A 24,006-nucleotide genomic window follows, 5' to 3' on the forward strand; every position below is an offset into this window, starting at 1 on the left:
AGTGTGGCCAGGGGATCGGCGATCTCGCTCACACAGATGTAAACGATTACACTGATTTTGTTAAGTAAAGCGGAGTAAAAACCATTAAAAACAGGTAAAACAATAAAAGCTCGAGAAATGAGCCGCAAACGACTCCTATCCAGCGCGAACCGGCGCTACCGAGTGACGATTGATCAAGGTCGGGGTATAGATACGATTCTGCTGTGCCTCGCTCTCCCCTGCCGCCAGCTGCAACGCCAGCTTGGCTGCCTGACTCGCCATCAACTCGATAGGGTAACGCATGGTGGAGAGCTTGGGCCTCAGGTATCTGGCGTAGATGATGTCATCGAAGCCCACCACCGAGACCTCCTCCGGCACCCGCAGGCCGTTGTCCGCCAGCACCGAGATGGCACCGGCCGCCATGGCATCGTTGTAGGCCACCACGGCAGTCACCTTGAGCCCCTTGGCCAACAGGTTGAGCATGGCGCGCTCGCCCCCCTCCTCGTTCGGCGTACCGCTCTCGATAAGCTCCGGATCGGCGGCCAGACCGGCTTCAGCCAACCCGTCCTGATACCCCTGCAGCCGCAAGGTGGCATCTTCGATGGCGTGATCCGAGCTGATAAAGGCGATGTGGCGGTGGCCCAGCTCGATCAGATGACGGGTTGCCGTGGCCGCCCCCAGCCGGTTGTTGAGGGCGATGCAGCGCCCCTTGATAGCAGGAATATCGCGATTGATAAGCACCATGCCGGGCACCCGCATGGCGTAATCGCAAAGCTCTTCGTCGCTCAGCGCCTTGCTGTGCACCACCAGTGCCTCGCAGCGCTTGCCGATCAGCAGCTCGATCGCTTCACGCTCCTGACGTGCCTTGTGAAAACCGTTACCCATCAACAGGTGGAGATTCTGCTCGACGGCCACGCCGGAGACCCCCTTCACCAGAGCTCCGAAGAAGGGATCGGCCACGTCACCCACCACGACGCCCATGGTATCGCAGGTCTGGCTGACCAGTGCCCGCGCGTTGGCGTTGGGGGTATAGCCCAGCTCCGCCATCGCCTGCTGGACGGCGGCGCGGGAGGCGGCACTGGCCTTGGGCGAGTTGTTCATCACCCGTGAAACCGTTGCCACCGACACATTGGCCAAACGGGCGACATCCTTGATGGTACTCATGCTGTTTTCACTTATTTCACTCTGCGACAGATTGACCATTATACCCACCAACCCCATTGAAAACAGGGGATAACGCACGTTCTGCCAGAGAACCGATCACAAGAACAGTGTAATCGTTTACACTGTTTTGCAAGCAAGTTCACAGTTTGCAAGCCAACCCCTCGGCTAGACTGCTTGCAGCGTCATTTTCAGTGGAGAGCAAGATGAAGGTTCTGGTCACCGGCGGCTGCGGATATATCGGCAGCCACACCTCTCTGGCCCTGCAAGCCGCAGGCATGACCCCGGTCGTGGTGGACAACCTCTGCAACAGCAAGCGCAGCGTGTTGACACGAGTCGCGGCTATCAGCGGCCAGCAACCCGTGTTCTATGAGGGAGATATTCGCGATGCCGCCCTGCTGGACCGGATCTTCGCCGAGCAGCAGATCGACGCGGTGATCCACTTTGCCGCACTGAAAGCAGTTGGCGAGTCGACCCGCATTCCACTGGATTACTACGAGAACAACCTGAGCGGCACCCTCACCCTGCTGCAGGCGATGAAGCGGGCTGGCGTGCACAACATGGTGTTCAGCTCCTCGGCTACCGTCTACGGCGATCCGGCCAGTCTGCCGATCCGCGAGGATTTCCCCCGCAGCGCCACCAACCCCTACGGTCGCTCCAAGCTGATCATCGAGGAGATCCTCGAGGATCTGCAGCTGGCTGAGCCGCACTGGAGCGTGACCCTGCTGCGCTACTTCAACCCGGTCGGCGCCCACGAGTCGGGCACCATGGGGGAAGATCCCCAAGGCATTCCCAACAACCTGATGCCCTATATCACCCAGGTCGCCATCGGCCGTCGCGACTACCTGTCGGTCTTTGGAAACGATTACCCAACTGTGGATGGCACAGGCGTGCGCGACTACATCCACGTGATGGATCTCGCCGAGGGGCACGTCAAGGCACTGCAACACTGCGCCGGCAAGGGTGGCGTGCACACCTACAACCTGGGCACCGGTCAGGGCCAGAGTGTGTTGCAGCTGGTTGCCGCCTTCTCCAATGCCTGCGGCAAGCCGCTGCCATTTCGCATCGAACCGCGCCGTCCCGGCGATATCGCCGCCTGCTGGGCCGATCCGGCCAAGGCCGAGCGCGAGCTGGGCTGGCGGGCGACCCGCAACATCGACGCCATGTGCGCCGACAGCTGGCGCTGGCAATCCGCCAATCCAAACGGTTACGAGGAGTAGGCCTGCCTGCTCCCTGTTAATAGACGACCTTATTTTTCAATACCTTATTCAGGAGAGATGATGTTCAACCCCGTCGATCATCCCCATCGCCGCTTCAACCCGCTGACCGGTCAGTATGTGCTGGTCTCCCCCCACCGGGCCAAACGCCCCTGGCAGGGACAGGTGGAGAAGGTGAGTCAGGCCCCCAAACAGGCCCACGACCCCGACTGCTTCCTCTGCGCCGGCAACACCCGGGTCACTGGCGACATCAACCCCGACTACAAGGGCACCTTCGTCTTTACCAACGACTTCGCCGCTCTGATGCAGGATACCCCGGCCGCCGACAACGCAGGCGATCCCCTGCTCAAGCTGGAAGCCGCCCGCGGCACCAGCCGGGTCATCTGCTTCTCGCCGGATCACGGCAAGACCCTGCCCGAGCTGCCGCTGCCCGCTATCGAGGGGGTGATCACCACCTGGATGGATCAGGTCGCCGAGCTGTCGGCCCAGTGGGAGTGGGTGCAGGTATTTGAAAACAAAGGGGCTGTCATGGGCTGCTCCAACCCGCACCCCCACGGCCAGATCTGGGGCAGCGACTTCCTGCCCAACGAGATCGCCCGCGAAGAGCAGCACCAGCGCGACTGGCTGGCCGAGCATGGCCGCCCCATGCTGCTGGAGTATGTCGAGCGGGAGCTGGCGGATCGCTCGCGCATCGTAGTAGAGACCGAACACTGGCTTGCCGTGGTCCCCTTCTGGGCCGCTTGGCCGTTCGAAACCCTGCTGCTGCCCAAAGCGCACGTCCCCTCCATGCTCAACCTGACCAAGGCCCAGCAACAGGATCTGGCAGTGGCGCTCAAGGAGCTCACCAGCCGCTACGACAACCTGTTCGAGTGCAGCTTCCCCTACTCCATGGGCTGGCACTTTGCACCGCCCAAATCGGATTGCCCCGAGGCGTGGCAGCTGCATGCCCACTTTTATCCGCCGCTGCTGCGCTCCGCCACCGTGCGCAAATTCATGGTCGGCTTCGAGATGCTGGCCGAAACCCAGCGCGACCTTACCCCCGAGCAGGCCGCCGAACGGCTGCGCGCTCTGAGCCCCATTCACTACAACCAGACCAGCCACACCAATGAGGAGACCCTATGACCCCCAGCCAACGCGTCAGCACCGTTTTTGCCGAGCAATTTGCCAAAGCGCCCGATCTGCTGGTGCGCGCCCCCGGCCGCGTCAACCTCATCGGTGAACATACCGACTACAACGACGGCTTCGTGCTGCCCTGCGCCATCGACTACGAGACCTGCGTTGCCATCGGTCTGCGCGATGACCAGCAAGTGCAGGTGATCGCCGCCGACTATGATAACCAGCGCGACCAGTTCGACCTCGACCAGCCCATCGAGCACCACCCCAGCCAGCGCTGGAGCGACTACATCCGCGGCGTGGTGAAATATCTGCAGGAGCGCGGTTATGCCCTGCGCGGCCTCGATCTGGTGGTCTCCGGCAACGTGCCGCAGGGGGCGGGACTCTCCTCCTCCGCCTCGCTGGAAGTGGCCATCGGTCAGGCCTTCAAGGAGGCGCTGGGGCTCGCCATCACTCAGGCGGAGATCGCCCTCAACGGCCAGCAGGCGGAGAACAAGTTCGTCGGCTGCAACTGCGGCATCATGGATCAGATGATCTCCGCCAGCGGCAAGATCGACCACGCCCTGCTGCTCGACTGCCGCTCGCTGGAGACCCGCCTCATCCCCATGCCGGCAGATCTGGCGGTGCTGATCGTCAACTCCAATGTGCGCCGCGGTCTGGTAGACAGCGAATACAACACCCGTCGTCAGCAGTGCGAAGCGGCCGCCCACCACTACGGAGTCAAGGCGCTGCGCGATCTCGATCTGGCGGCTCTGGAAGCGGGCAAGGCCGGACTGGATGAGGTCTGCTACCGCCGTGCCCGCCACGTGGTAGGCGACAACAGCCGCACCCTGGCCGCCGCCGATGCGCTGGCGCAAGGGGATCTGGTACGTCTCGGCGAGCTGATGGCCGATTCACACGCCGCCATGCGCGATGACTTCGAAATCACAGTGCCCGCCATCGACGGCCTGGTGGAGATCATCAAGGCCAAGATCGGCACCGAAGGCGGCGTGCGGATGACTGGCGGCGGCTTCGGCGGCTGCGTGGTCGCCCTGCTGCGCCCCGATAAGGTGGCCGAGGTGATCGCTGCGGTTGAAGCCGAGTATCCGACCCGCTTTGGCCTCAAGGCAGACTGCTACGTCTGCTCTGCCAGCGCCGGTGCAGGCAAGTTATGAGCAGCGCCATGACCCCATTCGAGCTGGAAAACGAGGAGGGGCTGCGCCTGCGCGGCCTCGATTTTGGCGCCACCCTCACCTCCCTCACCTTGCCGGTGGCGGGCAAACGGCGCGAAGTGCTGCTGGGCTGCGCCGATGAGGCTTATCCCACCCAGCAGGTGTGGCTGGGTGCGGTGGCAGGCCGCTTTGCCAACCGCATTGGCGGCGCCGAGCTGGTACGCGATGGCGAGCACTGGCCGCTGGATGCCAATCAGGCACCCAACTGCCTGCACGGCGGGCAGGCAGGCTTTCATCGCCAGCGCTGGCAAATTAAGGAGCTGGAGGCAGATCGGGTCAAGCTGGCGTTGCTCTCCCGGGCGGGGGATCAGGGCTTTCCCGGCAATCTGCGGGTGACGCTGGAGTACCGGCTGGAGCAGAGCGATCTGGTGGTCGATTTTGTCGCCAACACAGATGCTGCAACGCCGGTCAGCCTCACCAGCCACGCCTACTTCAATCTCGACGAGAACCCGGACGGTAACGATGTGCGTGACCACCTCATCAGCCTCAATGCCGATCACTTCCTGCCGACCGACCCGAGCGGTTTGCCGATCGCCATCACCCCGGTGGAGGGGCCATTCGATCTGCGCCAAGAGCGCCTTGTCGGGCTGGATTGGCTCAGCCATCCCCAGCAACAACAGGCCAAGGGATACGACCACGCCTTTGTGCTCAACGGCCCGGTGCAGGAGTGGGCTGCTCGCGTGGTATCGGGTGACAAACAGTTGGCGATGGAGGTCTACACCAACCAGCCCTCGCTGCAGTTCTACACCGGCAACTGGCTGGCCAATACCCCGAATCGCCAGGGTTTGGCGCACCGGGATCACGACGGCTTCTGTCTGGAGGCACAACAGCTGCCGGACAGCCCCAATCGCCCCGAGCTGGGCGACCCCTGGCTGTTGCAGGGCGAGCGCTATCACCACCAGACTCGCTACCGTTTTATCCGCGACTGACTTAAAGGTTTCACAATTTTTCCGTAGCAGCGCCCGTCACATTCCAGCAAGATAAGCCGCCCCGAGACCCTTCCGGGGCGTTTTTGCATCAACGTAGCAAGGATTCTGTTCGATGACTGACACCTATAGCCTGCTGGTCGCCTTTATTCTGGGCGTCGTCGAGGGGCTGACCGAGTTCCTCCCCGTCTCTTCAACCGGCCACATGATCATCGTCGGCCATCTGCTGGGCTTTGAAGGGCCCAAGGCTGCCACCTTCGAAGTAGTGATCCAGCTTGGCTCGATTCTCGCGGTGGTTGCCGTCTTCTGGCGCCGCCTGTTTGGTTTGATTGGCATCCACTTCGGCCAGAAGCCGGAACCGGGCCACGCCACCCTGTCGTTGGTGCACGTCATTCTCGGCATGATGCCCGCCATCGTGGTCGGTCTGGCCATCCACAGCTGGATCAAGGCCAACCTGTTTGGCCCGCAGACCGTGATGTATGCGCTGGTTGCGGGCGGTATCCTGCTGATCATCGCCGAGAAGTTCCGCCCGGCAGTTCGCTCCGAAACCCTGGATGACATCAGCTACAAGCAGGCGTTCGGCATCGGTCTGTTCCAGTGTCTGGCCCTATGGCCCGGTTTCTCCCGCTCCGGCGCTACCATCAGTGGTGGCATGCTGATGGGGATCAGCCGTCACGCAGCCGCCGAGTTCTCCTTCATCATGGCGGTGCCCATGATGGTGGCAGCCAGCGGGCTGGATCTCTACAAGAGCCGCGACTTTCTCTCGATGGCAGACTTCCCGATGTTTGCAGTGGGCTTTATCACCGCCTTCGTGGTGGCGATGTTTGCGATCAAGACCTTCCTGGCATTGATCCGCCGCATCGACTTTATCCCGTTCGCCATCTACCGCTTTATCGTGGCGTTCGCCGTCTACCTGCTGTTTGTCGCCTGACCCGCAGCCAGCAATCAAATGACAAAAGGGACCGCAAGGTCCCTTTTTTATTGTCCAAGCCCCTCAGTAGAGGTGCTGACTGATGCCGTTAAGCAGCCGCGACAGCCCCTTAGTGAACTGCACCGGCGCATCCTGCACCGTGTAGCAGAGGCAGCCATCCGGCGTATGCGGGCTGTGGGCATGGTTGGCATCGCGCCAGATAAAATCCCCGGCCTGATAGAGGGTGTCGCCATCCTGAATATTGCCCGCCAGCAGCAGGGTCAGTTCATAACCCTGATGGGTGTGCTCGGGGATGCGACCACCCGCCTCGATATGGAGCAGGCTGGCGCGCGCCCCCATCTCGTCCAGCGGCAGACTCTGCTGACTAATGGCCCCGATATGGCGCCACTTGGGCGAGCGGTAACGGGCCAGCACCCGCGGCAAACGGTAGGCATGACCGGCCACCTCCAGCCCGGCGGGCTGGGCACGGGGCTGCTCGCTCACAGGCTCGGACCGGGGCTCTACCAGCGGCTGCGCCAGAATACCCGCCAGCATGGCGTCAAATCCGGCATCCAGCGCCACGTCATCGCGGGGGGCCAGCTCGGGCTCTGCTGGCGAGGCAAGATATTGCTGCGCCAACTCCTCTTCAAATGTCTTCAGTCGGGCAGCGCAATCAGGGCAGAGCTCGCAGTGAGCGGAGAGCCCGACCGCCAGCGGCAGAGGGAGCTCGTCGGCGGCGAAGGCACGCAGCATAGGGTCGGTCGGATGGGCTTTAATCATGGCCTTGCTCCACTTGCTCTTTCAGTTTCTGTAGCGCCAGTCTGAGGCGGGACTTGATGGTACCGAGCGGCACGCCGAGTCGCTCCGCCAGCTCCTGCTGGGAGAACTCCTGCAGATAGATGCCGCGCACCACCTGCTGTTGCGGCTCCGGCAGGGTGCCCAGATAGTGGGCCATCTGACGGGTCAGCACCGCATCTTCACCGCCGCTCAGGTGCTCCTCTTCGGCCTGAAACTCCAGCACCGGCCAAAGCTCCTCGGCACAGAGATCCTCCTTGCTGGCACGGCGCCGGCGCAGCATGTCGAAGCACTGGTTGCGCATCACGGTATAGATCCAGGTGGTCGGCGCCCCCTTCTCGGGGTGGTAGAGGCGCGCCTTCTGCCACACCAGCAGCATGGTCTCCTGCACCAGCTCCATAGCGTTGGCCTCGCTGCCGAGATGGCGCAGCCCGTAGCTGCGAATGCGCGGCGCAAAGTGTTGGAACAGACGGGCAAAAGCAGCCTTGTCGGCCTGCTCTGCCACCCTGATCAGCAGAGATTTGAGGTCGCCATCCGGGTTATCCATCACGGGCGAGGTCCTGCGTATGGTCGAGTGTGGTTGGCCAGTATATGCCATTGCGCCATCCCTTTGGTGTGCTGTCGAACGTGCTGTGGTAATGACTGTTACGGCCCTGCGGCGCTGGCGGATCAGCGGGTCAGAAAAAAATCAGTGGCTGGCCACCAGTACCCCTTTGAGCAGGGCGATGGCGGGCTGATTGTCGGCAGCGGCCAGCAGCAGCTGCTTCTGTTCTGGCGGGATCGGCAGCACCTCCAGCCAGCGCTGCGCCACCCAGTTGCCATCGTCCCAGCGGGGCGCGGGATAGAGGGCGGCATAGTCGGGATAGTCGGCAAACACCTCCCTAAGCGCATCTGCCAGTGGCAGCTGATCGGGATGGAGCCGTCGGGGCGGCCATGCCGGCAGCGAGGTTACCTCGCCGATGCGCAGGCCATCCTGCTCCTGCCACAGATCCTCTATCTGCACCCGCTCCATACCCTGCACCGTGATCCCCAGCATGCCGTCCGGCAGCCGGTCGAAGTCGATGACGTTGACCCGGGTGGCGATGGGCAGCATGTTGCGCAAGGCGTCAGGCTGGCGCGGATCCACCATGCAGAGGGCAAAGCCTGCCTCCCCCGCTTCGGCCACCATCCGCAGGTATCTGGGCTCAAAGATCCGCAGCGGCATGATGCCGCCGGGCAGCAGGTGGGAGGATAGGGGAAACAGTGCCAGTCGCATCACAAACTCCTTGCTGGGTTACGACTCTAGGTACGTGCAACAGCCAGCGGGAGATCAGTGTCGGGAAAAACCCTTAACAATCAGGGGAAATAGCCTGGACAAGGCGCTTCGATATGCAGTAGAAATGGATAAGCACCGTAATTTCCGTCCAATATTCTGGAATATGGCGCCAAACGCAGTGAAATATCCGCCCGACAGCGAGCGGCGGGTCATCCCTATAGTTTTCTCGAGCCGATGCGGGTAAAATTCACGCCCTTATATATCAGTCATTTTTCGACGCGCAACCTTGGTGGTCAGTTATGAAAGAGCATATTCATCATCTACTTGAACAAACGGTAGCCAATCTCAAGTCAGCAGGCGTCCTGCCGGCGGACCTGGAAGCCCGCGTGCAAGTAGACCGATGCAAGGAAAAAGCTCACGGCGACCTGGCCACCAACCTGGCCATGCTGCTGGCCAAGCCGGCCCGCAAGAATCCCCGTGAGCTGGCGGCTGCCATCATCGAGCACCTGCCTGCCTCCGACCTGATCGCCAAGGTCGAGATCGCCGGCCCCGGCTTCATCAACTTCTTCTTCGACCAGCGCTGGCTGGCCGGTCAGGTCGAGGCCATGGTGACCTCTGCCAACGCCAACGTGAAGTTGCCGACCCCGCAGACCGTGGTGGTGGACTACTCCGCCCCCAACGTGGCCAAAGAGATGGCAGTGCACCACATCCGCTCCACCGTACTCGGTGACGTAGCCGCTCGTGCACTGGAGTTCCTCGGCCACAAGGTGGTGCGTGCCAACCACATCGGTGACTGGGGTACCCAGTTTGGCATGCTGATCGCCTATCTGGAGAAGATGGCCAACGAGAGCGCTTCCGACATGGAGCTGCGCGATCTGGAAGCCTTCTACACCCAGGCCAAGCGTTGCTACGACGAAGACGAAGCCTTCGCCGAGCGCGCCCGTAACTACGTGGTGAAACTGCAGGGTGGCGACGAGTACTGCCGTACCATGTGGAAGAAGCTGGTCGACATGACCATGGAGCAGAACCAGCGCAACTACGACCGCCTGAATGTCTCCCTGACCAACAAGGACATCATGGGCGAGTCCATGTACAACGACATGCTGCCGGAGATCGTTGCCGACCTGAAAGCCAAGGGGCTGGCGGTCGAGAGCGAAGGCGCCACCGTTGTCTTCCTGGACGAGTTCAAGAACAAGGATGGCGAGGCCATGGGCGTAATCATCCAGAAGAGCGATGGTGGTTTCCTCTACACCACCACCGACATCGCCTGTGCCAAATACCGTTACGAGACCCTGGGCGCCGACCGGGTCATGTACTTCATCGACTCCCGTCAGCACCAGCACCTGATGCAGGCCTGGACCATCACCCGCAAGGCAGGTTATGTGCCGGAGTCCGTTCCGCTCGAGCACCACGCCTTCGGCATGATGCTGGGCAAGGATGGTCGTCCCTACAAGACCCGCTCCGGTGGCACCGTCAAGCTGGTTGACCTGCTGAACGAAGCGGAAGAGCGCGCCGCCGCCCTGCTGGAGAGCCGCAACAGCGACCTCTCCGCTGAAGAGAAGGCCGAAGTGGTGCACGCCATCGCCATGGGTGCGGTCAAGTATGCGGATCTCTCCAAGAACCGCACTACCGACTACATCTTCGACTGGGATCTGATGCTCTCCTTTGAAGGCAACACCGCTCCTTACCTGCAATACGCCTACACCCGTATTCAGTCCATCTTCCGCAAGGCCGGCGTCGATGCCGCTACCCTGACCGGCAATGTGACCCTGAACGAGGAAGCGGAAGAGACCCTGGCCCAGAAGCTGATCCAGTTCTCCGACGCGGTCAACGGCGTGGCGGACAAGGGGATGCCGCACTTGCTCTGTACCTATCTGTACGAGCTCTCCGGCAACTTCATGACCTTCTACGAAGCCTGCCCGATCAACAAGGATGGCGTGGACGAAGCGACTCGTCAGAGCCGTCTGCTGCTGTGTGCTGCCACCGCCAAGGTGCTCAAGCTGGGCCTCGGCGTACTGGGTATCTACACCCTGGAGCGCATGTAATAGATGGCGACCCGGGATTATGTCGGCAACCGTCCGCGACGTCGCGCGGGCGGTCGCAACACCAAGAAAGCGGCTCCGCGCCGCTTTCCTGTTATCCCGGCCCTGCTGGCCGGGGCGCTGCTGGCAGGCTTTGGCGGCTTCCTCTACATGATCAATGGCAAGGGCCACGATGCCCCGACTATCGAAGAGCAGGTCAAAGCCAACAAGCCAAAACCACAGAACAACGGGTTGCCTCAGGAGAAGTGGAGCTACATCGAACGGCTTGAGAACAAGCAGGTCGATATCATAGAGCCGCCGACCCAGCCGGGCGTTCTGCCGCCGCCTCCTGCCGATACCATGACCCTGCAACCGGAGAAGCTGCCGCAGCCGGTACCGACCGACATTCCCCAGCCGGGAACACCGATCGGCCAGCCCAAGCCCTATCTGCCCAATCCGGCGACCACCCCCTCCACCTCCGGTGCGCCGGTTGCCAGCGCCCAGGAGCAGGTGATCGACCGCAAGGCCGAGCGTGAGCGGATGGAGCGGGAGATCCGTGCCGAGCTGGAGCGTGAGCGAGCCGCAGCAGCCAAAGCCCAACCGGCAGCCCAGCCTGCCCAGACCGCAGCAGCCGACAGCGGCCGCTATATGATGCAGTGTGCCGCTCTGCGCTCGCAGGATTCTGCGGAGTCGCTCAAGGCGCGCATCGCCTTCACCGCCGGCCTCTCCTCCAGCCTGCAGGTGATCAATGGCGCCAACGGCACCGTCTACAAGGTGATGGTCGGCCCCTTCAACGGCAAGGCCGCCGCCGACGCGGCCAACCGCAAGCTGCAGAGCTCGGGCATCAGCGGCTGCATTCCCAAGAAAGGGTAAGTGCCCGTTTTACCATGAGGGGCCGGGTGGCAACACCCGGCCCCTCTTCTTTGGGCTCCCTTCGCACCCATCGCCCCATCTCGTCCTTATCCCGACCGATTGCAGGCTTGAAAAGCCGTTTTGCCATCCCCATCTTTTCTCCCATGCACAGTCAGGCCGTCATTCGGCTCAAGCGAGGTAAGTAAAGTGACTACCATAGTTTCAGTTCGCCGCAACGGTCAGGTCGTCATCGGTGGCGATGGCCAGGTTTCTCTTGGCAACACCGTCATGAAGGGCAACGCCCGCAAAGTTCATCGCCTCTACAACGGCAAGGTGCTGGCCGGTTTTGCCGGTGGCACCGCCGACGCCTTCACCCTGCTCGAACGCTTCGAAGCCAAACTGCAGGCCCATCAGGGTAATCTGGAGCGCGCCGCCGTGGCGCTGGCCAAAGATTGGCGCACCGATCGCGCCCTGCGCCGCCTCGAAGCACTGCTGGCCGTCGCCGACGAGCAAAAATCCTTCATCATCACCGGCAACGGTGACGTGGTGCAGCCGGAGCACGATCTCATCGCCATCGGCAGCGGCGGCAACTTCGCCCAGTCTGCGGCTATCGCCCTGCTGGAAAACACCGATCTGGATGCCAAGAGCATCGTCGAGAAGGCGCTCAAGATCGCCGGCGACATCTGCGTCTTCACCAACCAGCACCACACCGTCGAAGTGCTGGACTATTCGGCCAAGTAAGCCGGCTATATAGCAACCAATTCTCCAAGGGGTGGGCACTGCCCGCCCCTGATACAGGAACTCCATCATGTCCGAGATGACCCCGAGAGAAATCGTCCACGAACTGGATCGTCACATCATTGGTCAGGCCGATGCCAAGCGCGCGGTGGCCGTCGCCCTGCGCAACCGCTGGCGCCGGATGCAGCTCAACGAAGAGATGCGCCATGAAGTGACCCCGAAGAACATCCTGATGATCGGCCCGACCGGTGTCGGCAAAACCGAGATCGCCCGTCGTCTGGCCAAACTGGCCAACGCCCCCTTCATCAAGGTGGAAGCGACCAAGTTCACCGAAGTGGGCTATGTCGGCAAGGAAGTGGACAGCATCATTCGCGATCTGACCGATGTCGCCATCAAGCTGGTGCGCGAGACCGAGATGGAGAAGATGAAATACCGCGCCGAGGAAGCCGCCGAAGAGCGCATTCTCGATGCGCTGCTGCCCAACCCGCGCAACACCTGGGGTGAGGAAGAGAAAGCCGACAACTCCAACACCCGCCAGATCTTCCGCAAGAAACTGCGCGAAGGTCAGCTGGATGACAAGGAGATCGAGCTGGATCTGGCCGCCTCCCCGATGGGCGTCGAAATCATGACCCCGCCGGGCATGGAAGAGATGGCCAACCAGCTGCAGGGGCTGTTCCAGAATCTGGGCCAGAACCAAAAGAAGAAGCGCAAGATCAAGGTCAAAGAGGCCATGAAGGCGCTGATCGAAGAGGAAGCGGCCAAGCTGGTCAACCCGGAAGAGCTGAAGCAGAAAGCCATCGCTGCGGTCGAGAACAACGGCATCGTCTTCCTCGACGAGATCGACAAGATCTGCAAGCGCGGCGAGAGCTCCGGCCCCGATGTCTCCCGTGAAGGGGTTCAGCGCGACCTGCTGCCGCTGGTCGAGGGCTGCACCGTCAACACCAAGCACGGCATGGTCAAGACCGACCATATCCTGTTTGTCGCCTCCGGCGCCTTCCAGATCGCCAAGCCGTCCGATCTCATCCCCGAGCTGCAGGGCCGTCTGCCGATCCGGGTCGAGCTGACCGCGCTAACCACTGAAGATTTCGAGCGGATCCTGACCGAGCCGAACGCCTCCCTGACCGATCAGTACAAGGCGCTGATGGCCACCGAAGGGGTCAACATCGAGTTCACTCAGGATGGTATCCGCCGTCTGGCCGAAGCGGCGTGGCAGGTCAACGAGCGTACCGAGAACATCGGTGCCCGCCGTCTGCACACCGTGATGGAACGCCTGATGGAAGATATCTCCTACGACGCATCCGAGAAATCCGGCGAGACCTTTGTCATCAACACCGACTACGTCAACGCCCACCTCGGCAAGCTGATTGAAGACGAGGATCTGAGCCGCTTTATTCTGTAAGCGCGATTGATCTGAAAACGCCTCCCTTGTGGAGGCGTTTTTTATGCCAGACTATTTGCCTAACCTGACGAGCCTGTCACGTAAGCAATTGATATTATTGAATCTCACCTCAGACGGAGAGAATCAATGATGAGTCCCAATCTAGAAGTCGTGATGCTCAATGGACGTCAACTGCATGAAATAATCGATATTCATGCGCTGGGCCCCTTGGGACAGCAGCACCTGAGGAGAGGAATCGGGGGCACTGCTATCTTGATGGGCAGCCTCCGCGGCCAGAGAGTCCATCTGGAAGTCAGTCCTGATAGTGATGCTGAGAATTGGCTTTATTCATTATCCCAGCAACCAAAGCAGTCCCTTGACCTAGAGTGGACCAGCATAGGGTCCATGCAGAACAGAATCGGCAAGCGCGGACACATCTCCGAATACAATAACGGCATTTGGACATTCGAGTTTCCTGACTGGGAAACCGGCTAATAAGAGACCTATGAGCGCCTCCCTCTGCGGAGGCGTCATTTTTTCATCCCCGCTGAAATTTGCTCAAAAAAAGATCTTTCCTATTCTCGGTGGCTGATTTATACATACGTATAAATCAGATCAAAATCTGTGCAGCAGGAACCAGAACGATGAATCCAACCCGGCAGAAACTGCTCGATACCGGCCTCGCCATCGCCACCGAGAAGGGGCTGCGCGGCCTGACGGTGCGCGAGCTGGCGGCGGCGGCCGAGGTGAACCTCGGCTCCTTCGTCTACCACTTCGGCAACCGCGACGCCTTTATCGACGAGCTGGTCGAGCTCTGGTACGCCCCCCTCTATGACGAGCTCAAGGCGGTGGCAGCCAAAGGCTCCTACCCCTCTGCCATCGCCATGTTCGAAGCCACCATGGAGGCGCTGATCGGGCTGGTGGCGCGCCAGCGCGGCTTTATCAACCACCTGTTTGGCGATGCGCTGGCGGGTGAAGGGGCGGCCCAGCGCTTTCTGCTCAGCCTGCCGCGCCGTCATCCCCTGCTGCTGATCGAGCAGGTACGGATGGCACAGGCGGAAGGGTCGCTGGTCGCGGGTCACCCGCTCCAGCTGATGATCTTCATCATGGGGTCGGTCGGCCTACCGCTGGTCATCGCCGGCAGCGGTCGCCAGCTCGGCTGGCTGCCCGAACAGGCAGCCCCCTTTCTCAGCCAGATAGACAACCCCGAGGCCGCCAGACAGCGGCTGGTATGGGCCCTGCGCGGCCTGCGCTCCACCGACATGAAAGAAGGAGAAGCGGCATGAAACAACGCATTGCAATCGTGGCCCTGCTGCTAACCGTTATCGGTGGCTACCTCTGGTGGCAGGGGCGCCCGGCTGACGGCTCCATCCTCTACGGCAACGTCGATATTCGCGACGTCAATCTGGCCTTTCGGGTCGGCGGCCGCGTCGATCAGGTGCTGGTTGATGAGGGGGATAGGGTAAAAGCCGGTCAACTGCTGGCCCGCCTCGATCCGGTTCCCCTCACCCACAGCCGCGACAGCGCCCGCGCCAATCTGGCCGCGCTCACTGCCGCCAACACCTTGATCCACAAAGGCTATCGCAGCGAAGAGACCGACCGAGCCCGGGCCGCACTGGCCGCCGCCGAAGCCGCTGCACTGGAAGCCGACCAGCAGTGGCGCCGCCAGAGCGCACTGGCGGCCACCGGCGCCATCTCCCGCGGTCAGCTCGATACCGCTCGCTCCCAGCGGGATCAGACCCAGGCGCAGGTACGCTCGGCACGCGAACAGCTCGCCCAGCTCGAAACCGGCTACCGCCCGGAGGAAATCGCCCAGTCCGATGCCCAGCTGGAAGGGGCCAAAGCGGCGCTCGCCAGTGCCGAACTGGCGCTGGCAGATGCCAGCCTGACCGCCCCCAGCGACGGCATCATCATCAGTCGCGCCATCGAGAACGGCAGCATGGTGCAGAGCGGAGCGACCGCCTTCAACCTCTCCCTGACTGCGCCGGTCTGGGTGCGCGCCTATGTGGAGGAGCCCTGGCTCGGTCACTTCCCGAGCGGCGCCAAAGTGACCCTCACCACCGACTCGCGGCCGGATCAGCCCTATCACGGGGTGGTGGGCTTTGTCTCGCCGACCGCCGAGTTCACCCCGAAATCGGTGGAGACGCCGGACCTGCGCACTCACCTCGTCTACCGGCTGCGCATCGTGGTGCAGGATCCCGACCCGGCTCTGCGCCAAGGTATGCCGGTCACCGTCAGGCTGGCGCCATGAGCTGCGCCATCTCCCTTGAGGGGCTCACCAAACGCTTTGGCGAGCGGGTCGCCCTCAATGCCATCTCGGCCACCATTCCGACTGGCGGCATCACCGGACTGGTGGGCCCCGACGGCGCGGGCAAAAGCACTTTGCTGCGCCTGCTGGCCGGCCTGCTGATCCCCGAAGCGGGCACCATACGAGTGCTGGGGCTGGATCCGGTGAGCGAGGGGGATCTGCTGCGTCAGCACCTCGGCTACATGCCCCAGCAGTTCGGCCTCTACGAGGATCTCAGCGTGCTGGAGAACCTCACCCTCTACGCTGACTTGCGCGGCGTACTGGAGCCCGAACGCACGCCCACCTTCGCGCGGCTGCTCGCCTTCACCGATCTTGCCCGCTTCACCGCGCGGCCTGCAGGCAAGCTCTCTGGCGGGATGAAACAGAAGCTCGGGCTGGCCTGCGCCCTGCTCGGCACCCCGGATGTGCTGCTGCTCGACGAACCGGGGGTCGGGGTCGATCCCATCTCCCGCCGCGCCCTCTGGCAGATGGTGCGCGAGCTGGCCAAGGGGGGGATGACGGTGCTCTGGAGTACCGCCTATCTCGATGAGGCGGAGCTGTGCGACCACGTGCTGCTGATGGCAGATGGCGAGGTGCGCACCAGCGGCACGCCAGCCGATCTGATGGGGGCCATGGCCAGCCGCTGCTGGCTGCTGGAGGCGGGGCAGCTGGATGGCCGCGAGCGGCGCGCCCTGCTGCGCCGGGCACTGGCGCACCCCGCGGTGATGGATGGCGCGGTGGCAGGGGAGCGGGTTCGCCTGCTGCTGCACCCGGGCATGACGCCCCCACCGCTGGCGGAGCTGCATCTCGCCAACGGCGCCTTTCAACCGGCCCAGCCCCGGCTGGAAGATGCCTTTATCGACCTGCTCGGCGGCGGCCCCGGCGGGGAGTCGAGTCTGGCGGCCGGGATGCGGGAAGCGGAACTGCCGCAGGGGGTCTCCCCCGAGGCGGTGATCGAGGCGCGCCACCTCACCAAGCGCTTCGGCGATTTTGCCGCCACCGATGATGTCAGCTTTGCGGTGCGCCGCGGCGAGATCTTCGGCCTGCTCGGCCCCAACGGGGCGGGCAAGTCCACCACCTTCAAGATGGAGTGCGGCCTGCTGCGCCCGAGTGAGGGACAGGCACTGGTGACCGGCATCGATCTGGCCCACAGCCCGTCGGCGGCGCGCCAGCGCCTCGGCTACATGGCGCAGAAGTTCTCCCTCTACAAGCAGCTCACCGTGGCGCAGAACCTCTCCTTCTTCGCCGGTATCTACGGCCTGTTCGGCCGCCACCAGCAGACGCGGAGCGACGCCATGGTGACTGCCTTTGCCCTCGCCCCCTGGCTCGATCAGAAGGCGGAATCCCTGCCGCTCGGTCTGCGCCAGCGCTTATCGCTAGCCTGCGCCCTGCTGCACGAGCCGCCGCTGCTGTTTCTCGATGAGCCCACCTCCGGGGTTGATCCGGTGACCCGGCGCGAGTTCTGGTCCCACATCAACGCGCTGGCCGACCACGGCGTCACCGTGCTGGTTACCACCCACTTTATGGACGAGGCGGAGTATTGCGACCGCATCGCCCTCATCTATCGCGGCAAGCTGCTGGCCCTCGGCACCCCGGACGATCTCAAGGGGCTGGCCGCCAAAGAGGCGGCGACCTCTTTGCCAACCGGCTCCTTGCCGACCTGTTCTTTGCCAACAATGGAAGAGGCCTTTATCACCCTGGTCGAGCGGGCCAGCGAGGAGGAAGCATGAGCATCAACCGTCGGCGACTGCTGGCCCTCTGCCGCAAGGAGACGCTGCAAATCGTCCGTGACCCGAGCAGCATCCTCATCGCCTTCATCATGCCGGTGGTACTGCTGGTGGTAATGGGTTACGCCATCAATCTGGACGTTGACCACCTGCGCCTCGGCATATGGCGTACCGACAGCGGTGCCCCGGCGGTGCGGCTGGAGCAGGCCCTGCGCGGCTCTACCGCGCTAGAGATCCACAGCGGCCCGAGCAAGGAGTCCCTGCTCGCCAGTCTGGCACGTGGCGAGATCCGCGGCCTGCTGGTGATCGATGACGGCTTCTCCCGCGCGCTGGCCGGTCAGGGCAATGGCACGCCACAGGCGCTGCTGCTGACCGACGGCTCCGAGCCCAACACCGCCAACTTCGTCACCAACTATGTGCAGGGGATCTGGCAGGGGTGGCTCGCTGGCGAGGGGGTCGCCATGCCGGTGTCGATAGAGAGTCGCGCCTGGTTCAACCCGGCGCTGGTGAGCCGCAACTTTCTGGTGCCGGGCTCCGTTGCGGTGGTGATGACCATCATAGGGGCCCTGCTCACCTCGCTGGTGGTGGCGCGGGAGTGGGAGCGCGGCACCATGGAGGCGCTGCTCGCCACCCCGGTTACCAAGGGGGAGCTGCTGCTCTCCAAGCTGCTGCCCTACTATGGCCTTGGCATCATCGCCATGCTGCTCTGCCTGCTCTTCTCGGTGGCGGTGATGGCGGTGCCGTGGCGCGGCTCCCTGCTGCTGCTCTTTCTGGTCACCAGCGTCTTTCTCGGCAGCGCCCTCGGGCTCGGGCTGTTCCTCTCCACCGTGATGCGCAGCCAGTTCAATGCCGCGCAGGCAGCGCTGATCGCCGCCTTTCTGCCCGCCGTGATGCTGTCGGGCTTCGTGTTCGAGATCGCCAGCATGCCACCGCTGCTGCGGGCCATCACCCACCTCATTCCAGCCCGTTACTTCGCAAGCTCGCTGCAGACCCTCTATCAGGCGGGTAGCGTCTTCTCGATCCTGCTGGTCAACGGTTTCTGTCTGCTGCTGCTGGCCGGTTTCTGGCTGGCCCTGACCGCCCGCAAGACGCGGCGCACTCTGGAGTAACCCATGCTGATCCGACTCTGGTGGCTGATCCGAAAAGAGCTGCAGGCCCTGATGGGCAATACTCAGGGGCGCTTTCTGCTCATCATGCCGGTGCTGCTGCAAACCGCCCTCTTCCCGTTCGCCGCCACTCTGGAGGTGACCGGCAACACGCTGGCCATCTACAACCAGGATGGCGGCGCCCAGAGCCGCGAGCTGCTGGAGCGCCTCACCCATATGCCCGCCTTCACCACCATCATTCCGGTGCAAGGCGAGGCGGGCATGACCGAGGCCATCACCGGGCAGCAGGCGCTGCTCGGGCTGATTATTCCGAGCGATTTCTCCCGCCGGCTGGCGCGGGGCGAACCGGCCAAGGTGCAGCTGATTATCGATGGCCGCCGCTCCAACGGTGGTCAGGTAGCGGCGGGCTACATCAGTCAGGTGATCGCCCGCTGGCAAAGTGAGGGCAAGGGGCAACCCGAGCTGGCGGTACGCAACCTCTACAACCCCAACGTCGAGTTCCACTGGCATATCCTGCCGGCGCTGGTGGCCATCATCACCACCACGGGGTGTCTTATCGTCACCGCCCTCTCGGTCGCACGGGAGCGGGAGGAGGGCACCTTCGACCAGCTGCTGGTCTCCCCCCTCACCGCAGGCTGGATCATGGCGGGCAAGGCGGTGCCCGGCATCATGGTGGCGGTGGGGCAAGGGTGCATAGTCGCGCTGGCCGCCCGTTTTATCTTTCACCTCCCCTTTGCCGGCAGCCTCAGCCTGCTGATGGCGGGCATGGTCTGCTACGGGCTGGCACTGGCCGGGATCGGGCTCTTTATCTCGTCGTTCTGCTCGACCCAGCAGCAGGCGTTTCTCGGGGTATTCTCCTTCACCGTCCCGGCGGTGATCCTCTCGGGCTACATCTCGCCGGTGGAGAACATGCCGCAAGTGTTCCAGTGGCTGGCGGCCATCGACCCCCTCACCCACTTTATCGTGCTGCTCAAGGGGGTCTTCCTCAAAGGGTTTGACTGGTCAGCCGCCTGGCCCCTGCTCTGGCCGCTGCTCGCCATCGCAGGGGTCACCCTGTCGCTGGCGCTCGCCATGTTCCGCCGCCATATCGCCTGACGCGCCGCCTTGCTCAGCTGATGTCCATTGATGCCGGTCTTGCCCAGTGCGAGGCCGGCCTTTTCCGCCAGAAGTTTTCACTCCCCGGCTGTGGGTAAACCGGGCTTTCCCTCCACCATCCCTCACTCCAAGCCAGCTCATAAATCATCAACTGGTATACCTAATTTTGTATATCTTTGAATTTTATCGAATTACCCCTGACGAGATATATAAATAGACACTTGATTTGCATCAATTGCCCGTCCCGACTGACTGGGTAGCCTAGCCCCAGAATGATGTTTTATTACTCCAAACTCGAGGCAATCATGAGCAAAGTCAGACTGGTCGTTGTGGGCAACGGCATGGTGGGGCACCGCTTCATCGAAGAGCTGATCGAGCGGGCCGACCCGGGCCGCTACGAGATCACCGTCTTCGGTGCAGAACCCCGTCCCGCCTACGATCGCGTCCATCTCTCCTCCTACTTCTCCCATCACACCAGTGAAGATCTCTCCCTCGTCAAACCCGGCTTCTACGACAAGCACGGCATCCGCCTGCTGCTCGGCGAAGCGGTGAAAGCAATCGACAGGGCCAACCGCGAAGTGCACTCCAACAAGGGCACTGTGGTCGGATACGACAAGCTGGTGCTGGCCACCGGCTCCTACCCCTGGGTACCGCCCATTGCGGGCAGCCAGCACCACGAGTGCTTCGTCTATCGCACCATCGAGGATCTGAAAGCCATCCGCAGCGCCGCCAAGAGCGGCAAGAGCGGGGTGGTGATCGGGGGCGGCCTGCTTGGCCTCGAAGCCGCCGGTGCCCTCAAGGCGCTGGGTCTCGAGACCCATGTGGTGGAGTTTGCTCCTGTGCTGATGGCCGAGCAGCTCGACGGTCAGGGCGGCCAGCTGCTGCGCCGCAAGATTGAATCCATGGGCGTGCAGGTACACACCAGCAAGAGCACCAGCGAGATCCTGATGCATGGCGGTGAGCAGGCGAAACACCGGCTCGCCTTTGCCGATGGCAGCCAACTGGAAGTGGACGTGGTGGTCTTCTCCACCGGCATTCGCCCGCAGGATACCCTGGGCCGCTACGGTGATCTCGCCATTGCCGAGCGCGGCGGCATCGTCATCGACGATCACTGCCTCACCTCCGACCCCGACATCTACGCCATCGGCGAGTGCGCCGCGTGGCAAGGCCGCTTCTTCGGGCTGGTAGCGCCGGGCTACAAGATGGCCCAGATCACCGTCGACCATCTGCTCGGCGGCGACAGCCGTTTCGAGGGGGCGGACATGAGCGCCAAGCTCAAGCTGCTCGGCGTCTCCGTCGGCTCCATCGGCGATGCCCACGGCCGCACTCCGGGCAGCCACAGCTATGTGTTTCAGGACGATCAGGCTGGCGTCTACAAGAAGATCGTGGTGAGCGAAGACAACAGCCGCCTGCTCGGCGCCGTACTGGTGGGTGACGTGGAGGATTACGGCAACCTGCTGCAGATGATGCTCAACACCCTGCCGCTGCCGAGCCACCCGGATACCCTGATCCTGCCCGCCTACGCCGGTGCCAAGCCGACGCTGGGGGTGGATGCCCTGCCGGAGAGCGCCCAGATCTGCTCCTGTTTCGACGTCTCCAAGGGCGACATCGCCCAAGCGGTGGCCGAGGGTCACACCACCCTGGCCGCCATCAAGCAGCACACCAAGGCCGGTACCGGCTGCGGCGGCTGCGTGCCGCTCATCAGTCAGGTGCTCAACGCCGAGCTGGTGAAGCAGGGCATCGAGGTCAACAACCACCTCTGTGCCCACTTCCCCCACTCCCGTCAGGAGCTGTTCCATCTGGTCAAGGTGGAGGGGATCAAGAGCTTTGACGAGCTGCTGGCCAAACACGGTCAGGGCTATGGCTGCGAAGTGTGCAAACCGACCGTCGGCTCCATCCTCGCCTCCTGCTGGAACGACTATGTGCTGAGCCCGCTCAACACCCAGCTGCAGGACACCAACGACATCTTCCTCGGCAACATGCAAAAGGACGGCAGCTACTCCGTCATCCCGCGCATGGCCGGCGGCGAAGTGACCCCGGAAGGCTTGCTGGCGGTGGCCGAAGTGGCCCGCGACTACAAGCTCTACACCAAGATCACCGGCGCCCAGCGCATCGGCCTGTTCGGTGCCCAGAAAGACGATCTGCCCGCCATCTGGCGCAAGCTGCTGGCAGCCGGATTCGAGACCGGACAGGCCTACGCCAAGGCACTGCGCATGGCCAAGACCTGCGTCGGCAGCACCTGGTGCCGCTTCGGCGTGCAGGACAGCGTCGGCCTCGGGGTCTTCCTCGAGAACCGCTACAAGGGCATTCGCACCCCGCACAAGATGAAGTTTGGCGTCTCCGGCTGTACCCGCGAATGTGCGGAAGCGCAGGGCAAGGATGTCGGCATCATCGCCACCGATGCGGGTTGGAACCTCTATGTGGGCGGCAACGGCGGCATGAAGCCACGCCACGCCGACCTGCTGGCGTCTGACCTCGACCGCGAGACCCTCATCAAGCTGATCGACCGTTTCATGATGTTCTACGTCACCAGCGCCGACAAACTGCAGCGCACCTCGGTCTGGCTCAGCAATCTGGAAGGGGGCGTCGACTACCTGCGCGAGGTGATCGTCGACGACAAGCTGGGGCTGGCCGACACCCTGGAGCGCGATATCCAGACCCTCATCGACAGCTACGAGTGCGAATGGTCGCACACCCTCAACGAAGAGGAGGCGCTCAAGCGCTTCAGCCACTTCATCAACAGCGACAAGCGCGACCCGGACGTTCAGTTCGTCGCCGAGCGCGCGCAGCACAGACCCGCCACCCCGGCCGAACGCATCCCTGTCTATCAGATCGAAGTGGAGGCAAAGTGATGAAATTAGCCTGTCAACTCAATGACATACTCCCAGGCACCGGGGTTTGTGCCCTGATTGAAGGTCGCCAGAATATGCCTGTTTCGCTCGATGTGGAGGTTCAATCATGAAATTCGCCTGCCAACTCAACGACATCCTGCCTGGCACCGGCGTCTGCGCTCTGCTCGAGGGGCGTCAGATCGCCCTGTTCCGCCCGAGCGCGGCGGCCGAGGTGTTCGCCATCGACAACCGGGACCCCTTCTTCGCCGCCAACGTGCTGTCGCGGGGCCTGATCTGCGAACACGACGGCGAGCTCTGGGTCGCCAGCCCGCTCAAGAAGCAGCGCTTTCGCCTGAGAGATGGCCACTGTTTCGACAACCCTGCCATGTCGGTGCAGAGCTATCCCGTTGAAGTACGCGATCAGCAGGTCTGGGTCGCCGTCTGATGTCGACAACCCCCAGATCCATGTCGGTACAGGGCTACGTCCCCGTCAAAGTACGTGATCCGCAGATCTGGGTCATCGGCTAACACCATGCATATCAGGGCTGCCCGCGGGCGGCCCTCTTGAAGGAAACAAAGATGTATACCGAAACCATCAACAAGTGCGCCGCCAACGCGGCCCGCATCAACCGCTTCGAGCGCAGCGACAAGCTCGGCTTCTGGCTCAGCTCCGCCATGGCGGGGGCCTATGTGGGCCTCGGCATCATCCTCATCTTCACCCTCGGCAATCTGGTGGATCCGAGCATCCGTCCGCTGGTGATGGGGGCCACCTTCGGCATCGCCCTGACCCTGGTCATCATCGCCGGCTCCGAGCTGTTCACCGGCCACACCATGTTCCTCACCTTCGGGGTGAAGACCGGCAAGATTTCCATGGGGGATCTGCTGCGCATCCTGCCGCAGACCTGGGCCGGCAACCTGATTGGCTCCGTCGTGGTGGCGTTGATCTACTCCTACGGCGGCAGCCTGCTGCCGGACGCGGGCAGTCTGGCCCACAAGGTGGCGCTGGCCAAAACCCAGGCACCTGCGCTGACCCTGTTCATGAAGGGCGTGCTGTGCAACTGGCTGGTCTGCCTCGCCATCTGGATGGCGCTGCGCACCGAGGGTGCCGCCAAGTTCATCGCCATCTGGTGGTGCCTGCTGGCCTTCATCGCCTCCGGCTACGAGCACTCGGTCGCCAACATGACCCTGTTTGCCCTCTCCTGGTTTGGTGCCCACTCCGAGGCCTACACCCTGGGCGGCATCGGCCACAACCTGCTGTGGGTGACCCTGGGCAACACCGTCTCCGGCGCCCTCTTTATGGGCCTCGGCTACTGGTATGCCACCCCCAAGGCTGAGCGCCCGGTCGCGGTGAGCGAAACCACCAGCACCGCCAACCAGACCCGAACCGCCTGATCAGGAGGCCCC

22 protein-coding genes are annotated in these 24,006 nt (G+C 62.9%); 18 read left to right on the plus strand and 4 right to left on the minus strand.

Annotated features, from left to right (window positions below):
* Window positions 1-135 precede the first annotated feature (135 nt).
* Window positions 136-1,143 carry a substrate-binding domain-containing protein gene (locus tag LG31_RS0117270; RefSeq protein WP_033115651.1) on the minus strand — a complete coding sequence of 336 codons (1,008 nt, stop codon included), beginning with the start codon at window positions 1,141-1,143 and terminating at the stop codon, window positions 136-138.
* 203 nt (window positions 1,144-1,346) lie between these two features.
* Between LG31_RS0117270 and galE the strand changes: the two genes are divergently transcribed.
* The 5 genes from galE (at window position 1,347) to bacA (ending at window position 6,538) form a co-directional block, all read left to right on the plus strand.
* Window positions 1,347-2,360: a UDP-glucose 4-epimerase GalE gene (gene galE, locus LG31_RS0117275; RefSeq protein WP_033115652.1), complete on the plus strand. Its 1,014-nt coding sequence runs from the start codon at window positions 1,347-1,349 to the stop codon at window positions 2,358-2,360.
* A 60-nt stretch (window positions 2,361-2,420) separates the two neighbouring features.
* Window positions 2,421-3,479: a UDP-glucose--hexose-1-phosphate uridylyltransferase gene (locus LG31_RS0117280; RefSeq protein WP_033115653.1), complete on the plus strand. Its 1,059-nt coding sequence runs from the start codon at window positions 2,421-2,423 to the stop codon at window positions 3,477-3,479.
* Complete coding sequence (gene galK / locus LG31_RS0117285; RefSeq protein ID WP_033115654.1) at window positions 3,476-4,624, plus strand: galactokinase; 1,149 nt, start codon at window positions 3,476-3,478, stop codon at window positions 4,622-4,624. The genes LG31_RS0117280 and galK overlap by 4 nt, the downstream gene beginning before the upstream one ends.
* Complete coding sequence (galM, locus tag LG31_RS0117290; protein ID WP_033115655.1) at window positions 4,621-5,610, plus strand: galactose-1-epimerase; 990 nt, start codon at window positions 4,621-4,623, stop codon at window positions 5,608-5,610. The genes galK and galM overlap by 4 nt, the downstream gene beginning before the upstream one ends.
* Before the next feature lie 112 nt (window positions 5,611-5,722).
* Window positions 5,723-6,538 (plus strand): undecaprenyl-diphosphate phosphatase, encoded by an 816-nt coding sequence (gene bacA, locus LG31_RS0117295; protein ID WP_033115656.1) that lies wholly within the window; start codon window positions 5,723-5,725, stop codon window positions 6,536-6,538.
* A gap of 63 nt (window positions 6,539-6,601) precedes the next feature.
* Here the strand turns inward: bacA and LG31_RS0117300 are convergent, their stop codons facing one another.
* From LG31_RS0117300 to LG31_RS0117310, 3 genes are all read right to left on the minus strand, one after another.
* Complete coding sequence (locus LG31_RS0117300) at window positions 6,602-7,297, minus strand: ChrR family anti-sigma-E factor (RefSeq protein WP_033115657.1); 696 nt, start codon at window positions 7,295-7,297, stop codon at window positions 6,602-6,604.
* The gene (locus LG31_RS0117305) at window positions 7,290-7,859 is read right to left on the minus strand and encodes a sigma-70 family RNA polymerase sigma factor (RefSeq protein ID WP_005355542.1); all 570 of its coding nucleotides are present in this window, start codon (window positions 7,857-7,859) and stop codon (window positions 7,290-7,292) included. Before LG31_RS0117305 ends, LG31_RS0117300 begins: the two co-directional genes overlap by 8 nt.
* Window positions 7,860-8,000: 141 nt before the next feature.
* A complete protein-coding gene (locus tag LG31_RS0117310) occupies window positions 8,001-8,567 on the minus strand; it encodes an LON peptidase substrate-binding domain-containing protein (RefSeq protein ID WP_033115658.1) in 567 nt (188 codons plus the stop codon).
* A gap of 299 nt (window positions 8,568-8,866) precedes the next feature.
* Here LG31_RS0117310 and argS point away from each other — a divergent pair, with 299 nt between their 5' ends.
* The 13 genes from argS (at window position 8,867) to nirC (ending at window position 23,994) form a co-directional block, all read left to right on the plus strand.
* Window positions 8,867-10,612: an arginine--tRNA ligase gene (argS, locus tag LG31_RS0117315; RefSeq protein ID WP_033115659.1), complete on the plus strand. Its 1,746-nt coding sequence runs from the start codon at window positions 8,867-8,869 to the stop codon at window positions 10,610-10,612.
* A gap of 3 nt (window positions 10,613-10,615) precedes the next feature.
* Window positions 10,616-11,461 (plus strand): SPOR domain-containing protein, encoded by an 846-nt coding sequence (locus tag LG31_RS0117320; RefSeq protein WP_033115660.1) that lies wholly within the window; start codon window positions 10,616-10,618, stop codon window positions 11,459-11,461.
* A 186-nt stretch (window positions 11,462-11,647) separates the two neighbouring features.
* Window positions 11,648-12,181 carry an ATP-dependent protease subunit HslV gene (gene hslV / locus LG31_RS0117325; RefSeq protein WP_033115661.1) on the plus strand — a complete coding sequence of 178 codons (534 nt, stop codon included), beginning with the start codon at window positions 11,648-11,650 and terminating at the stop codon, window positions 12,179-12,181.
* Window positions 12,182-12,248: 67 nt separating this feature from the next.
* Window positions 12,249-13,577, plus strand: a complete 1,329-nt coding sequence (gene hslU, locus LG31_RS0117330) for an HslU--HslV peptidase ATPase subunit (RefSeq protein ID WP_033115662.1) — start codon at window positions 12,249-12,251, stop codon at window positions 13,575-13,577.
* A 126-nt stretch (window positions 13,578-13,703) separates the two neighbouring features.
* Window positions 13,704-14,051: a hypothetical protein gene (locus LG31_RS0117335; protein WP_033115663.1), complete on the plus strand. Its 348-nt coding sequence runs from the start codon at window positions 13,704-13,706 to the stop codon at window positions 14,049-14,051.
* A gap of 149 nt (window positions 14,052-14,200) precedes the next feature.
* Complete coding sequence (locus LG31_RS0117340) at window positions 14,201-14,842, plus strand: TetR/AcrR family transcriptional regulator (RefSeq protein WP_033115664.1); 642 nt, start codon at window positions 14,201-14,203, stop codon at window positions 14,840-14,842.
* Complete coding sequence (gene hlyD, locus LG31_RS0117345; protein WP_033115665.1) at window positions 14,839-15,807, plus strand: secretion protein HlyD; 969 nt, start codon at window positions 14,839-14,841, stop codon at window positions 15,805-15,807. The genes LG31_RS0117340 and hlyD overlap by 4 nt, the downstream gene beginning before the upstream one ends.
* Window positions 15,804-17,573, plus strand: coding sequence for an ATP-binding cassette domain-containing protein (locus tag LG31_RS0117350; RefSeq protein WP_033115666.1), 1,770 nt, complete (start codon window positions 15,804-15,806; stop codon window positions 17,571-17,573). Before hlyD ends, LG31_RS0117350 begins: the two co-directional genes overlap by 4 nt.
* Window positions 17,570-18,679, plus strand: coding sequence for an ABC transporter permease (locus tag LG31_RS0117355; protein ID WP_033115667.1), 1,110 nt, complete (start codon window positions 17,570-17,572; stop codon window positions 18,677-18,679). Before LG31_RS0117350 ends, LG31_RS0117355 begins: the two co-directional genes overlap by 4 nt.
* A gap of 3 nt (window positions 18,680-18,682) precedes the next feature.
* On the plus strand, window positions 18,683-19,771 hold the full coding sequence (locus LG31_RS0117360) for an ABC transporter permease (RefSeq protein WP_033115668.1): 1,089 nt from the start codon (window positions 18,683-18,685) through the stop codon (window positions 19,769-19,771).
* A gap of 305 nt (window positions 19,772-20,076) precedes the next feature.
* On the plus strand, window positions 20,077-22,623 hold the full coding sequence (gene nirB / locus LG31_RS0117365; RefSeq protein ID WP_033115682.1) for a nitrite reductase large subunit NirB: 2,547 nt from the start codon (window positions 20,077-20,079) through the stop codon (window positions 22,621-22,623).
* A gap of 106 nt (window positions 22,624-22,729) precedes the next feature.
* The gene (nirD, locus tag LG31_RS0117370) at window positions 22,730-23,047 is read left to right on the plus strand and encodes a nitrite reductase small subunit NirD (RefSeq protein ID WP_033115669.1); all 318 of its coding nucleotides are present in this window, start codon (window positions 22,730-22,732) and stop codon (window positions 23,045-23,047) included.
* 134 nt (window positions 23,048-23,181) lie between these two features.
* Window positions 23,182-23,994 carry a nitrite transporter NirC gene (nirC, locus tag LG31_RS0117375; RefSeq protein WP_033115670.1) on the plus strand — a complete coding sequence of 271 codons (813 nt, stop codon included), beginning with the start codon at window positions 23,182-23,184 and terminating at the stop codon, window positions 23,992-23,994.
* Window positions 23,995-24,006 lie beyond the last annotated feature (12 nt).

Origin of the sequence: Aeromonas lacus (assembly GCF_000764665.1) — a bacterium.
GTDB classification, from domain to species: Bacteria; Pseudomonadota; Gammaproteobacteria; order Enterobacterales; family Aeromonadaceae; genus Aeromonas; species Aeromonas lacus.